Here is a 12886-nt window from a genome sequence, read left to right on the forward strand (position 1 = left end):
GTGACCGACGACCTCACCCCCGCCGAGCGCCAGGCGCGCTCCCTGGCCGCCCTGTTGTCCATCCTCGAGCTGCGCAGGCTCGGGACGGGGCGGATCACGGTCACGGGCGTCGACGACGTCTCCGTCGGCGTGGGCACCCCCCACATCGACGTCTACGAGGGCGACAGCCTCAAGCAACCCCACAACCGCGTCTACGGCGGACAGGTGCTCGCCCAGTCCCTCACGGCGGCCAACCTGACCATCCGCGACGAGCACCCGGGACGGCTGCCGCACTCGCTGCACGCCTACTTCCTCCGCCCGGGCGACGACACCCTGCCGATCCGCTTCTCGGTCGAGCGGATGCGGGACGGACGCTCCTTCTCCGCCCGGCGGGTGCACGCACTCCAGCACGACCGGACGATCCTCTCGCTCACCGTCTCCTACCAGGACCCGGCCGGCGGCCTGGACCACCACGACGAGATGCCCGACGTGCCCGCGCCCGAGGACCTGGCACCGGTGGCGGAGAAGTTCGCGACCATCGACCACCCGCGCGCCCTCCACCTCGTGGGGCGGCCCGTCGACCACCGCTACGTCGAGGGTGACATCACGCTGCAGGTCGACGGCGCCCACGCGGCCCGGCAGGACGTCTGGTTCCGTCTCCTGGGCGAGGTCGGGGCCGACCCGTACCGCCAGGCCTCGGTGCTGGCCTACATGTCCGACTACACCCTGCTGGAGTCGGTCCTGCGCCGTCACGGCCGGTCGTGGATGGATCCGAGCCTGCGGGTGGCCAGCCTCGACCACTCGATGTGGTTCCACCGGATCGTCGACCCCTCGCAGTGGCTCCTCTACTCGCAGGACTCGCCCTCCGCCCAGGGTGGCCGTGGGCTGGGCGTCGGGAAGGTCTTCACCCGCGACGGGCTGCTCACGACGACCATCGCCCAGGAAGGCATGGTCCGGGTCAAGGACGACTGATCGCGCTATTCCTTTTTATTAGCGCCGTCGAGCCCTGCCGGCTCACCGCCCCGCGCGGGACCACGGATCGCCACCAGGCTCCACACGTCTCGAGATCCCCATGAGATCAAGGGAATACGCCACACAGCCGTTGCGTATATCACCGCCACGCGGTGAGTCGACCCGCGGTGGGTTAATTACTCTTTATCTGGCAGAGTGATGCCCGTGACCGTCTCCGAGGAGTCCACGCGAGGGAGCACCGGCTCCGGTGACACCGGCGCCGGCCTGCTGCGCTCGGCCGTGCGTCGGGAGATCGTCGCCACCTTGGCCAACCTCCCCGGTCCGCAGCGGACCGAGGGACTCAGCGCGCGCGAGCTGGGCGACCTCGTCGGGCTGCATGTCACGACCGTGCGCTTCCACCTGGCCCAGCTCGTCGAGGGCGGGCTGCTCACGAGCCGCTCGGTCCGCACCGCGGGCGCCGGTCGACCGACCAAGAAGTACCTCGTCGCCCCCGGTTCACTCGACCGGCCGCTGGAGGCCTACCGCCTGCTGGCGACCCTGCTGACCGAGACCTTCGGCGCCACCGACGCCGACGGGCGGCCCCTGGACCCCGAGCAGGTCGGCATCTCCTGGGCACGGGAGCACGTCCCCCACCCCGAGGACCCGGCCCCGGCCCGCACCGCCGGCGAGTGGCTGAGCACCGTCGGGCGGCTCGTCGACACCCTGCGGGTGTGGGGGTACACCCCCAGCGTCCGGACCGAGGACACCGGCCGGACCGCCCGGATCGACCTCCTGGGGTGCCCCTTCATCGACCTCGCCAAGGCGCACCCCGAGGTCGCCTGCGGGATCCACCGCGGGCTGATCCGCGGCACCCTCGAGGTCCTCGGCGAGCGCGACACCGACATCACGCTCGAACCCTTCGCCGTCCCGACCCACTGCTTGGCCCACGTCACCACCCGGGCGGACTTCGCCCCCAGAGGAGGCAACTCATGACCACCACCCCACGCCCTTCCTCGGAGCTCCCCCGCTCCGCCGGTCTGGACGGCTCGCTCTCGTCCGCCCTCGTCGGCACCCGTCGCTTCTTCACCAAGGCGGGCATCTCCGAGGACCAGCGGTCGATGTTCGTCGAGGGTGGCCGCGAGGGTGATGTCTTCTACCGCGACCGGTGGAGCCACGACAAGGTCGTGCGCAGCACCCACGGCGTCAACTGCACGGGATCCTGCTCGTGGAAGGTCTACGTCAAGGACGGGATCATCACCTGGGAGGCGCAGCAGACCGACTACCCGACCACCGGTGCCGACCGGCCGGAGTACGAGCCGCGGGGCTGCCCCCGCGGCGCCGCGTTCTCCTGGTACACGTACTCCCCCACCCGGGTGCGCTACCCGTACGTGCGTGGAGTGCTGCTCGACATGTACCGCAAGGCCAAGGCCACCTACGGCGACCCGGTCGTCGCCTGGGGCTCGATCGTCCAGGACGAGGAGCAGGCCCGCACCTACAAGGCCGCCCGCGGCAAGGGCGGCCTCGTGCGTGCGACGTGGGCGGAGGCCGTCGAGATGGTCGCGGCCGCGAAGGTCTACACGATCAAGCGCTGGGGCCCGGACCGCATCGCCGGCTTCTCCCCCATCCCCGCGATGTCGCAGGTCAGCTACGCCTCCGGCGCCCGCTTCCACGAGCTCATCGGAGCCCCGATGCTCTCCTTCTACGACTGGTACGCGGACCTGCCCAATGCCTCGCCGCAGATGTTCGGGGACCAGACCGACGTGCCCGAGTCCGGCGACTGGTGGGACGCGGCGTACCTGATCATGTGGGGCTCCAACGTCCCGCTGACCCGTACACCCGATGCCCACTGGATGACCGAGGCCCGCTACCGCGGGCAGAAGGTCATCGCCGTCTCACCGGACTACGCCGAGAACGTGAAGTTCGCCGACGAGTGGGTCGCCGCGGCGCCCGGCACCGACGGCGCGCTGGCGATGGCCCTGGCCCACGTCGTGCTGAAGGAGTACTTCGTCGACCGGCAGGTCGACTTCTTCACCGAGTACAACCAGACCTTCACCGACCTGCCGTACCTCATCAGTCTCGAGGAGAAGGGTGACGGCGCCTACGCCCCCGGCAAGTTCCTCGTGGCCGGCGACCTCGACCACCCCGAGGCCACGAGCGAGAACGCGATGTGGAAGCCGGCCGTCCTGGACGAGGCGACCGACGAGGTCGCGATCCCCCGTGGCTCGATCGGTCACCGCTTCGGCGAGGAGGGCGTCGGCCAGTGGAACCTCGACCTGGGAGACATCCGCCCCCGGCTGAGCCTCTACGGGTCCGAGGAGAGCGTCGAGGTCGAGCTGCCGCGCTTCGACAACCTCGACGGGACAGCGGTCCGGGAGCGCCGGGGCGTGCCGGTGCGGCGCATCGGCGGCCACCTGGTCACGACGGTCCTCGACCTCATGCTCGCGCACTACGGCGTCGGCCGGGACGGCCTGCCCGGGACCTGGCCGAGCGACTACACCGACCCGAGCGTGCCCGCGACCCCCGCGTGGGGCGCCGAGCTCAGCGGGGTCCCCTCCGAGCAGATCGTGCGCCTGGCCCGGGAGTGGGCACAGAGCGCCATCGACACCAATGGGCGCGGCATGATCATCATGGGCGCCGGTGTCAACCACTGGTACCACGCCGACCAGGCGTACCGGACCATGCTCGTCCTCTCGACGATCACCGGTTGCCAGGGCCGCAACGGCGGCGGCTGGGCGCACTACGTCGGCCAGGAGAAGGTCCGCCCGCTCATGGGGTTCCAGCAGATGGCCTTCGCGCTGGACTGGGTCCGCCCGCCGCGGCACATGAACCAGACGGCGTACTGGTACGTCAACACCAGCCAGTACCGCTACGACACCTTCTCCGCCGAGGAGATCAACGGCAGCACGGGTGCCTTCGACGGCCGTACGACGATGGATCTGCTCGCGCAGTCGGCACGACTGGGATGGGCCCCGTCGTACCCGCAGTTCGACCGCAGCAGCCTCGCCGTCGCCGACGAGGCGGCCGCGGCCGGCGTCCCCGTCGGCGACTACGTCGCCTCCTCCCTCAAGGAGGGGAGCCTGCAGTTCGCGATCGAGGACCCCGAGAACCCGGACAACTTCCCGCGGGTGCTCTCGCTGTGGCGGTCCAACCTCTTCGGCTCCTCCGCCAAGGGCAACGAGTACTTCCTCAAGCACCTGCTCGGGACGAGCAACGCGGTCAAGGCGAGGCAGGCCTCCGAGGACCTGCGTCCGCAGGAGATCGCCTGGCCGGAGGAGCTGCCCGAGGGGAAGCTCGACATGCTCATGACGATCGACTTCCGCATGACCAGCTCGACGCTGCTGTCTGACGTCGTCCTGCCCGCGGCCACGTGGTACGAGAAGCACGACCTCAACACCACGGACATGCACCCCTACGTCAACTCCTTCAACCCCGCGATCGCACCCCCGTGGCAGTCCAAGACCGACTGGGAGGCCTGGAAGGAGATCGCCAAGCGCTTCTCGGAGATGGCCGTCGACCACCTCGGGACCCGCACGGATGTCGTGGCGAAGCCGTTGTGGCACGACACCCCGGAGGCCATGTCAGCCGTCCACGGGCGCGTCCTCGACTGGAAGCACGGCGACTGCGAACCCGTCCCGGGCAAGACGATGCCGACCATCGCCGCCGTCGAGCGCGACTACACCGCCGTCCACGCCAAGATGACCGCCATCGGGCCACTGCTCGAGAACGTGGGCATGGTGACCAAGGGGGTGAAGTACGACCCCACCAGGGAGATCGACGAGCTGCGCCACCTCAACGGCACGGTCCGCGGCGGCCCCACCGCCGGGCGACCGAAGCTGGACACCGACATCAACGTCGCCGAGGCGATCCTGCGGCTGTCCGGCACGACGAACGGACGGCTCGCGACCGAGGGGTTCAAGGACCTCGAGAAGCGCACCGGCCAGCAGATGCACGACCTGTCCGCCGAGCACGAGGGCGCCCACATCACCTTCGCCGACACGCAGGCGGCCCCGGCCCCGGTGATCACCTCGCCGGAGTGGTCCGGCAGCGAGTCGGGGGGCCGGCGCTACGCCCCCTTCACGCAGAACATCGAGCGACTCAAGCCCTTCCACACCCTCACGGGGCGCCAGCAGTTCTACGTCGACCACGACTGGATGCTCGCGATGGGCGAGGGCCTGCCGACCTACCGTCCGCCGCTGAACATGACCCGCCTCTTCGGCGAACGCCCCATCGGCGACACCCACCAGGCCGAGGGTGAGGCGGTCTCGGTCGCGGTGCGCTACCTGACGCCGCACAACAAGTGGTCCATCCACAGCGAGTACCAGGACAACCTCTTCATGCTCAGCCTCAGCCGCGGCGGTCAGGCGGTGTGGATGTCCGACCAGGACGCGGCCAAGATCGGGATCAAGGACAACGACTGGATCGAGGCGGTCAACCGCAACGGCGTCGTCGCCGCACGCGCCATCGTCAGCCACCGGATGCCCGAGGGCACGGTCTTCATGCACCACGCCCAGGACCGGCTCATCGACGTCCCCCTGACCGAGACCGACCAGAAGCGAGGCGGCATCCACAACAGCCTGACGCGCATCCTCGTCAAGCCGAGCCACATCATCGGCGGGTACGCGCAGCTGTCCTACTTCTTCAACTACATCGGTCCGACGGGCAACAACCGCGACGAGGTCACGATGATCCGCAAGCGAACCGCTCCGGTCGAGTACTGAGTCCGGGCGAAGGAAGGAAACACACATGCGCGTCATGGCCCAGATGTCGATGGTGATGAACCTCGACAAGTGCATCGGTTGCCACACCTGCTCGGTCACCTGCAAGCAGGCATGGACCAACCGGGCAGGCATGGAGTACGTCTGGTTCAACAACGTCGAGACCCGACCGGGTCTCGGCTACCCACGCGGGTACGAGGACCAGGACGAGTGGAAGGGAGGGTGGGTCCGCTCCCCCAACGGCCGGCTCAAGCTGCGCGCCGGTGGTCGGATCAACAAGCTGCTGAACATCTTCTCCAACCCGAAGATGCCCAACATCAGCGACTACTACGAGCCGTGGACCTACGACTACGAGACGGTCCTCAACGCACCGGCCCAGAAGAACTTCCCGGTCGCCCGGGCGTACTCGTTGATCTCGGGCAAGCCGATGAACATCGAGTGGTCGGCCAACTGGGACGACGACCTCGCCGGCAGCTCCGAGCACGCCGCCAAGGACCCGATGCTCAAGGGCATCGAGGAGAAGGTGAAGTTCGAGTTCGACCAGACCTTCATGTTCTACCTGCCGCGGATCTGCGAGCACTGCCTCAACCCCAGCTGCGCGGCCTCCTGCCCCTCCGGCGCGATCTACAAGCGCGAGGAGGACGGCATCGTCCTGGTCGACCAGCACAAGTGCCGCGGCTGGCGCATGTGCGTCACCGGCTGCCCGTACAAGAAGGTCTACTTCAACCACAAGACGGGCAAGGCGGAGAAGTGCACCTTCTGCTACCCCCGCATCGAGGTGGGCATCCCGACCGTCTGCGCCGAGACCTGCGTCGGTCGGCTGCGCTACATCGGCCTGATGCTCTACGACGCCGACGCGGTGCTCGACGCGGCCTCGGTGGAGGACGACCACGACCTCTACGAGGCGCAGCGCTCGGTCTTCCTCGACCCGTACGACCCCGAGGTGCAGCGGGAGGCCGAGAAGGCCGGCATCCCCGGTGACTGGATCGAGGCCGCGAAGAAGTCCCCGGTGCGCCGGCTGATCATGGACTACAAGGTCGCCCTGCCGCTGCACCCGGAGTACCGCACGATGCCGATGGTCTGGTACATCCCGCCGCTGTCCCCGGTCGTCGACGTCATCAAGGACACCGGGTACGACGGGGAGGACCACGACAACCTCTTCGCCGCCATCGACACCCTGCGCATCCCGGTCGAGTACCTGGCCAACCTCTTCACCGCGGGTGACGTCGAGCCGGTCGACCGGGTGCTGCGCAAGCTCGGCGCGATGCGCTCGTACATGCGCGACATCAACCTCGGCCGCGACCCCCAGGCGCACATCGCCGAGTCGGTCGGGATGGAGGAGGAGGACATGTACGACATGTACCGCCTGCTCGCGCTGGCCAAGTACGACGAGCGGTACGTCATCCCCACCGCCCACGGCGAGCAGGCCCACTCCCTCGAGGAGCTGGCCACCGACTGCGCCGTCTCCGGCTACGACACGCAGCCCGACGAGGGCTCGGGCCCCTTCGGCGAGGGCTCCGGCACCGGCTCGCTGACCCCGGTCGCGGTGGACAACTTCCACATGCTCCAGAACAGGCAGACCTCCGACGAGCTCGTCGGGGGCGGCGAGAAGGCGGGTCGGGTCAACCTGCTCAACTGGGACGGCAAGGGCACGCCCGAGGGGCTCTTCCCGGAGTCGGACCGCGAGAAGGCGGGTGACTCGCGATGATGCCGTGGCGACGGCACCGGCGCAGCACCCCGAGCCTCGGGGCGCAGGCACAGGCCGATGCCTGGCAGCTGATCTCGTTGCTGCTGGACTACCCCGACGAGCGGCTGACCTCCCTTCGTCCCGTCCTGCGCGAGAGCGCGGCCGGGCTGCCGAAGGCGGTCGGCGCTCCCCTGCTGACCTTTCTGGACCGGCTCGACACCGTCCCGCTGGACCGGGTGCAGAGCGAGTACGTCGACACCTTCGACGTCACCCGCAAGTGCTCGCTGCACCTGACCTACTTCCTGTACGGCGACACCCGCAAGCGCGGAGCGGCCCTCGTGCAGTTCAAGCAGGCCTACCGCGCCGCCGGGGTCGAGATGGCCGACGAAGGGAGCGAGCTGCCGGACCACCTGTCCGTGCTCCTGGAGTTCGGGGCGACGACGGATCCGGCCAGCGCGTGGAAGCTGCTCAACGACCACCGGGTCGGGATCGAGCTGCTCCACCGTGCCCTCACCGACCGTGAGTCCCCGTGGCGTCCCGTCGTCGTCGCGCTGCGGGCCACGCTGCCGACCCTCCAGGGGGACGACGAGCAGGCCCTCGCCAGGCTCATCGCCGAGGGCCCGCCCCAGGAGGAGGTCGGTATCGACCAGTCCCCCTACGCGATGGACCCAGCCCTCGACGAGGCGGTCGCTGCGCGACCCCCGACGCCCCAGCCCTCCGCCCGGGCCGACCTCGGCCCGACCATCCCCGTAGGAGCCCCCCGTTGACTGAATTCCTCTGGGTCATCGTTCCGTACCTGTGCCTGGCGACCTTCGTCATCGGGCACGTCTGGCGCTGGCGCTACGACCAGTTCGGCTGGACCACCCGCTCGTCGCAGCTCTACGAGAGCAAGCTCCTGCGCATCGGTAGCCCCCTCTTCCACTTCGGCATGCTCGGTGTGGTCGCCGGGCACATCATCGGCCTCGTCATCCCGAAGCTGTGGACCGACGCCATGGGCATCAGCGACGAGACCTACCACGTGGTCGCCCTCGCGGGCGGCATCCCCGCCGGGCTCGCCGCCCTCGCCGGTCTGGTCATCCTCGTCTACCGCCGGCGCATGACCGGCCCCGTCTTCTCCGCGACGACGGTCAACGACAAGGTGATGTACGTCTTCCTCGGTGCGGTGATCGTCTTCGGGATGTGGAACACCGTCGCCGGGTCACTGCTGGAGTTCGGCGGTCACTACAACTACCGCGAGGGCGTCTCCCCGTGGTGGCGCAGCATCTTCATCTTCCAGCCGGAGCCGCAGCTCATGGCGGAGGCGCCGTGGGGCTTCAAGGCGCATGCCATGAGCGCGATGATCCTCTTCGCGATGTGGCCCTTCACCCGTCTGGTGCACGTCTTCAGCGCACCGGTCGGGTACCTCACCCGGCCGTACATCGTCTACCGCAGCCGTGACCACGTCCGCGGTGACGAGGCCGGGCTCAGCGGGCCACAGCGCGGCTGGAACCACCCGGAGCTGCACAAGCACAAGTGAACTACGGTCGGTACATGACCCTCTCCGCCCTCGTCGCCCCGGGGCCCACACTGACCGCCGCGCAGGTCAGCCGGTACTCGCGACACCTGCTCATGCCGACCATCGGCGAGCTCGGGCAACGCCGCCTCCTGGCGTCCCGGGTCGCCGTGGTCGGCGCCGGAGGGCTGGGCTCGCCCTCGATGCTCTACCTCGCCGGCGCGGGCGTCGGACGCATCACCGTCATCGACGACGACCTCGTCGACGAGACGAACCTCCAGCGCCAGGTCATCCACGCCGCAGCGGACGTCGGCCGGCCGAAGGTCGACAGCGCGCTCGAGCGGGTCCGCGCCCTCAACCCCGACATCGAGGTCGTCGGTGTCCGTGACCACCTCGACCCCTCGAATGCCGCCGAGATCCTCGACGAGCACGACCTGGTGCTCGACGGCAGCGACAACTTCGCCACCCGGTACGCGGTGGCCGACGCCTGTGACGAGCTCGGGATCCCCCTGGTCTGGGCGGCGGTCTACCGGACCGAGGCCCACCTGACCGTCTTCTGGCCCGGGGCCCCCGAGGGCGTCCCGGGCCCGGGGCTGCGCGATCTCTTCCCACAGCCTCCCGCCCCGGGCACGGTCCCCGCCTGCGGTGACGCCGGCGTCGTCGGTCCCCTCGTCGGCCAGGTCGGTTCGATGATGGCGACCGAGGCCATCAAGCTCATCACGGGCGTCGGCCGCTCGCTGCTCGGCCGCGTCCTCTTCATCGACGTCCTCGCCATGACCCAGCGGGAGATCCCGCTGGCCGCGCGCCCGACGGGGACCCACCCACGGCGGCGGCCGCTCCGCCGTGCCACCCCGCAGGCCCCAACCGACGAAGGGGTGACCACCCCCCTCGTGTCCCCCGCGGACCTGGCGGGCCGACTGGACGGGGCGGACGCCCCCTTCGTCCTCGACGTCCGGGACGCCCACGAGCTGGCCGAGGGCGTCGTCGCGGGCGCCGCGCACATCCCGGTCTCGACGCTGACCTCCGACCCCTCCTCGAGCGCCGACGTGCCCACCGACCGCGACGTCGTGCTCGTGTGCCGCGCCGGGCCCCGCGCCCACCTTGCGGCCACCGCCCTGCGCGCCCGGGGGTACGACCGGCTCTTCGTCCTCGAGGGCGGGATGCTCGCCTGGCCGACCCCCGTCCCCCACCGGCAGGAGACCCCATGACGCCCCGCGCCCTGCTCACGGTCGAGGAGTACCTCGAGGAGCTGCTGACCGACCTGCTCGAGGGGGCCGGCCCGATCACCGAGACGGAGGACCTGCCTCTGGGCCAGGCCCTCGGGCGGGTGCTCGCCGAGCCAGTTCGCGCGGTCAGTGACGTGCCGGCCTTCGCCAACTCGGCAATGGACGGCTATGCCGTGCGGCAGGCCGACGTGGCCACCGTGCCGGCGTCCCTGCAGGTCGTCGGTGACGTCGCCGCCGGCTCCGCCGACGACCCCGCGCTCGAGGCCGGTCACTGCGTGCGCATCATGACCGGGGCTCCCGTGCCGGCTGCTGCCGACACCATCGTCCCCGTCGAGCTCACCGACGGCGGGACGGACGTCGTCACCATCACCGAGGCACCGGAGGCGGGGCGGCACGTGCGCGGGGCCGGTGAGGACGTCAGCGCCGGCGACGTCATCGCCGACGCCGGGACGACGGTCACCGGTCGCGTGCTGGGCAGCATCGCCGCTGCGGGGACCGGGACGGTCACCGTGCGCCGCCGACCCGTCGTCGCCGTCGCGGCCACCGGCGACGAGCTGGTCTCCCCCGGTGGGAGCCTCGGGCGCGGGCAGATCTTCGAGTCCAACGGCACCCACCTCGCTGCCACCCTCATCGAGCTCGGCGCCACCGTGAGCCATGCGGTCGTGCTCGCCGACGACGCCGCCGACTTCGCGGCAGGCCTCGACACGATCGCCTCCGGCGCCGACCTCGTCCTGCTCACCGGCGGGGTGAGCGTCGGTGCCTTCGACGTCTCCAGGATCGTCCTCGAGCGCTCCGGCCAAGGCGTCTTCCGGCACGTGCGCATGCAGCCGGGCAAGCCCCAGGGGTGGGCCCGCTGGAACGGCGTGCCCGTGCTCGCCTTTCCCGGCAACCCGGTGAGCACCGCCATCTCCTTCGAGGTCTTCGGTCGCCCCCTCATCGACCACCTGCTGGGTCGCGAGCAGCCGGACGGGCCGACCACCGCGGTCGCCGCCACGGGATGGCGCTCCCCCGCGGGACGCCGCCAGTTCGTGCCCGTGGCACTGACGAGCGACGAGGGCGGACGTCTGCTCGCGGCGCCCACGCACCGCCGCGGGTCGGCCTCGCACATGGTCACCTCCCTGGCCGGCGCACACGCCGTGGCGATCGTCCCCGAGGACACCGACGAGGTCGTCGCCGGCGACCTCGTGCAGATCAGGAGCCTGTAGATGGACCACCCGCTGACCCACCTCGACCACCGGGGCAATGCCCGCATGGTCGACGTCACCGAGAAGGTGCCCACGGTCCGCGCCGCCACGGCTGCCGGGCACGTGGCCACCTCCCCCGAGACCGTCGCCCTGCTCCGTGACGGCGCCGTGCCGAAGGGGGACGTGCTCGCGGTCGCGCGCATCGCCGGCATCCAGGCCGCGAAGAAGACCCCCGAGCTGCTCCCGCTCGCGCACGTCATCGGGGTGCACGGCGCCGTCGTCGACCTCGAGATCACCGACGATGGGGTCGACATCACCGCCACGGTGCGCACCGCCGACCGGACCGGGGTGGAGATGGAGGCGCTCACCAGCGTCACCGTCGCCGCCCTCTCCGTCATCGACATGGTCAAGGGCCGCGATCGCAGCGCCCACATCACCGACGTCCGCCTCCTCGAGAAGACCGGCGGCCGCAGCGGCACATGGCGGCGGGAGGACGCATGATCCCCTTCGATGCGATCGTGCTCGCCGGCGGCGCCGCACGACGGCTCGGGGGCGTGAGCAAGCCCGATGTCGAGCTGGGTGGTCGCCGCCTCATCGACGGGGTCCTCGTCGCCGTCGCGGACGCCCGCGAGATCGTCGTGGTCGGGGACGTCGAGGTCCCCGAGGGGGTGCACCGCACGGTGGAGGACCCCCCAAGGGGTGGCCCGGTCGCCGGTGTCGCCGCGGGCCTGGACGCCCTCGCCACGACGGGACCGACCGCCGAGTGGACCGTGCTGCTCGCCTGCGACCTCGCCGACCCGCTGCCTGCGCTCGGCCGGCTCGTCGCCGCGTGGGCCCACGCCCTGCGCACGGACGCCGTCGACACCGACGAGCATGACGGCTGGTGCCTCGCCGACGCCTCGGGGCGCCCGCAGTGGCTTTTCGGAATCCACCGCACGGCCTCCCTGCGGCGGGCGCTGGAGCGCTTCGACAGCCCGCGCGACCGGTCGATGCACAGCCTGCTCGCCGAGTCGACGCTCGTGACCGTCCCCGCCGGGGACGACGACGTGGCCGACATCGACACCTGGACCGACCACGCCCGCTGGGTGGAGACCCTGGAGGGACGACGATGACCGACCTGAGTTCCGCGGAGGCCCGCTGGGCCGACTGGATCGAGGACGCCTGCGCGGCGGTGGGCATCGAGCCCGAGTCCGTCGACGTCCGGGGGGTGCACGTCCTCACCCGGCAGATCGCGCACGGCTTCGAGCGGCCGATGGCTCCGGTGGGTGCCTACATCCTCGGGGTGGCCGTCGGGCACCTCGAGGCCCAGGGCCGTCCGGTGGACATCGAGTCGATGCGTCGGGCCATCGCCGCGACGATCAAGGACCAACCAGACAAGGACGGTGCGTGATGGCACGGGTTCGTTACTTCGCCGGGGCGGCCGAGGCCGCCGGGACCGATGAGGAGCAGGTCGACGGTTCGACCATCGGCGAGGTGTTCGCCGCGGTGCGTCGCACCCACGGCGAGCGTCTCGCCGAGGTGCTGCCGCGCTGCTCGGTCCTGCACGAGGGGCGCTACGTCGACGACGACTCCGCCCCCGTGCAGCCGGACGACACGATCGACGTGCTGCCCCCCTTCGCCGGAGGCTGAGACACAGCGCCGGGGGGTGGGGC

General features: G+C 70.6%; 12 protein-coding genes. All 12 read left to right on the forward strand.

Annotated elements, in window-relative coordinates; translation table 11 throughout:
* The 12 genes from O9K63_RS07045 to O9K63_RS07100 all read left to right on the forward strand — a co-directional run bounded on the left by O9K63_RS07045 (position 1) and on the right by O9K63_RS07100 (position 12863).
* Positions 1-951, forward strand: coding sequence for an acyl-CoA thioesterase (locus O9K63_RS07045; RefSeq protein ID WP_277241840.1), 951 nt, complete (start codon positions 1-3; stop codon positions 949-951).
* Between the two features lie 204 nt (positions 952-1155).
* Complete coding sequence (locus O9K63_RS07050) at positions 1156-1923, forward strand: helix-turn-helix transcriptional regulator (RefSeq protein WP_277241842.1); 768 nt, start codon at positions 1156-1158, stop codon at positions 1921-1923.
* Positions 1920-5648, forward strand: a complete 3729-nt coding sequence (locus O9K63_RS07055; RefSeq protein WP_277241844.1) for a nitrate reductase subunit alpha — start codon at positions 1920-1922, stop codon at positions 5646-5648. Before O9K63_RS07050 ends, O9K63_RS07055 begins: the two co-directional genes overlap by 4 nt.
* 25 nt (positions 5649-5673) lie before the next feature.
* A complete protein-coding gene (gene narH / locus O9K63_RS07060; RefSeq protein WP_277241846.1) occupies positions 5674-7353 on the forward strand; it encodes a nitrate reductase subunit beta in 1680 nt (559 codons plus the stop codon).
* On the forward strand, positions 7350-8099 hold the full coding sequence (gene narJ / locus O9K63_RS07065; RefSeq protein ID WP_277241848.1) for a nitrate reductase molybdenum cofactor assembly chaperone: 750 nt from the start codon (positions 7350-7352) through the stop codon (positions 8097-8099). The genes narH and narJ overlap by 4 nt, the downstream gene beginning before the upstream one ends.
* On the forward strand, positions 8096-8848 hold the full coding sequence (gene narI / locus O9K63_RS07070; RefSeq protein WP_277241850.1) for a respiratory nitrate reductase subunit gamma: 753 nt from the start codon (positions 8096-8098) through the stop codon (positions 8846-8848). The genes narJ and narI overlap by 4 nt, the downstream gene beginning before the upstream one ends.
* A 14-nt stretch (positions 8849-8862) precedes the next feature.
* On the forward strand, positions 8863-10032 hold the full coding sequence (locus tag O9K63_RS07075; protein WP_277241852.1) for a ThiF family adenylyltransferase: 1170 nt from the start codon (positions 8863-8865) through the stop codon (positions 10030-10032).
* Complete coding sequence (locus O9K63_RS07080) at positions 10029-11255, forward strand: molybdopterin molybdotransferase MoeA (RefSeq protein ID WP_277241854.1); 1227 nt, start codon at positions 10029-10031, stop codon at positions 11253-11255. The genes O9K63_RS07075 and O9K63_RS07080 overlap by 4 nt, the downstream gene beginning before the upstream one ends.
* Positions 11256-11735: a cyclic pyranopterin monophosphate synthase MoaC gene (gene moaC / locus O9K63_RS07085; RefSeq protein ID WP_277241856.1), complete on the forward strand. Its 480-nt coding sequence runs from the start codon at positions 11256-11258 to the stop codon at positions 11733-11735.
* A complete protein-coding gene (mobA, locus tag O9K63_RS07090) occupies positions 11732-12346 on the forward strand; it encodes a molybdenum cofactor guanylyltransferase (protein WP_277241858.1) in 615 nt (204 codons plus the stop codon). Before moaC ends, mobA begins: the two co-directional genes overlap by 4 nt.
* Entirely contained in the window at positions 12343-12624 is a 282-nt protein-coding gene (locus tag O9K63_RS07095) for a DUF6457 domain-containing protein (RefSeq protein ID WP_277241860.1), read from the forward strand. Before mobA ends, O9K63_RS07095 begins: the two co-directional genes overlap by 4 nt.
* On the forward strand, positions 12624-12863 hold the full coding sequence (locus O9K63_RS07100) for a MoaD/ThiS family protein (RefSeq protein WP_277241862.1): 240 nt from the start codon (positions 12624-12626) through the stop codon (positions 12861-12863). The genes O9K63_RS07095 and O9K63_RS07100 overlap by 1 nt, the downstream gene beginning before the upstream one ends.
* Positions 12864-12886: the final 23 nt, after the last annotated feature.

It is taken from the genome of Janibacter cremeus (assembly GCF_029395675.1).
Lineage (GTDB): Bacteria > Actinomycetota > Actinomycetes > Actinomycetales > Dermatophilaceae > Janibacter > Janibacter cremeus_A.

Bases quoted from the DNA above. Each gene is read 5' to 3' on its own strand.
- O9K63_RS07055 (WP_277241844.1), top strand. From the start codon at position 1,920: ATGACCACCACCCCACGCCCTTCCTCGGAGCTCCCCCGCTCCGCCGGT.
- mobA (WP_277241858.1), top strand. From the start codon at position 11,732: ATGATCCCCTTCGATGCGATCGTGCTCGCCGGCGGCGCCGCACGACGG.
- moaC (WP_277241856.1), top strand. From the start codon at position 11,256: ATGGACCACCCGCTGACCCACCTCGACCACCGGGGCAATGCCCGCATG.
- O9K63_RS07100 (WP_277241862.1), top strand. From the start codon at position 12,624: ATGGCACGGGTTCGTTACTTCGCCGGGGCGGCCGAGGCCGCCGGGACC.
- O9K63_RS07080 (WP_277241854.1), top strand. From the start codon at position 10,029: ATGACGCCCCGCGCCCTGCTCACGGTCGAGGAGTACCTCGAGGAGCTG.
- narH (WP_277241846.1), top strand. From the start codon at position 5,674: ATGCGCGTCATGGCCCAGATGTCGATGGTGATGAACCTCGACAAGTGC.
- O9K63_RS07095 (WP_277241860.1), top strand. From the start codon at position 12,343: ATGACCGACCTGAGTTCCGCGGAGGCCCGCTGGGCCGACTGGATCGAG.
- narJ (WP_277241848.1), top strand. From the start codon at position 7,350: ATGATGCCGTGGCGACGGCACCGGCGCAGCACCCCGAGCCTCGGGGCG.
- O9K63_RS07075 (WP_277241852.1), top strand. From the start codon at position 8,863: ATGACCCTCTCCGCCCTCGTCGCCCCGGGGCCCACACTGACCGCCGCG.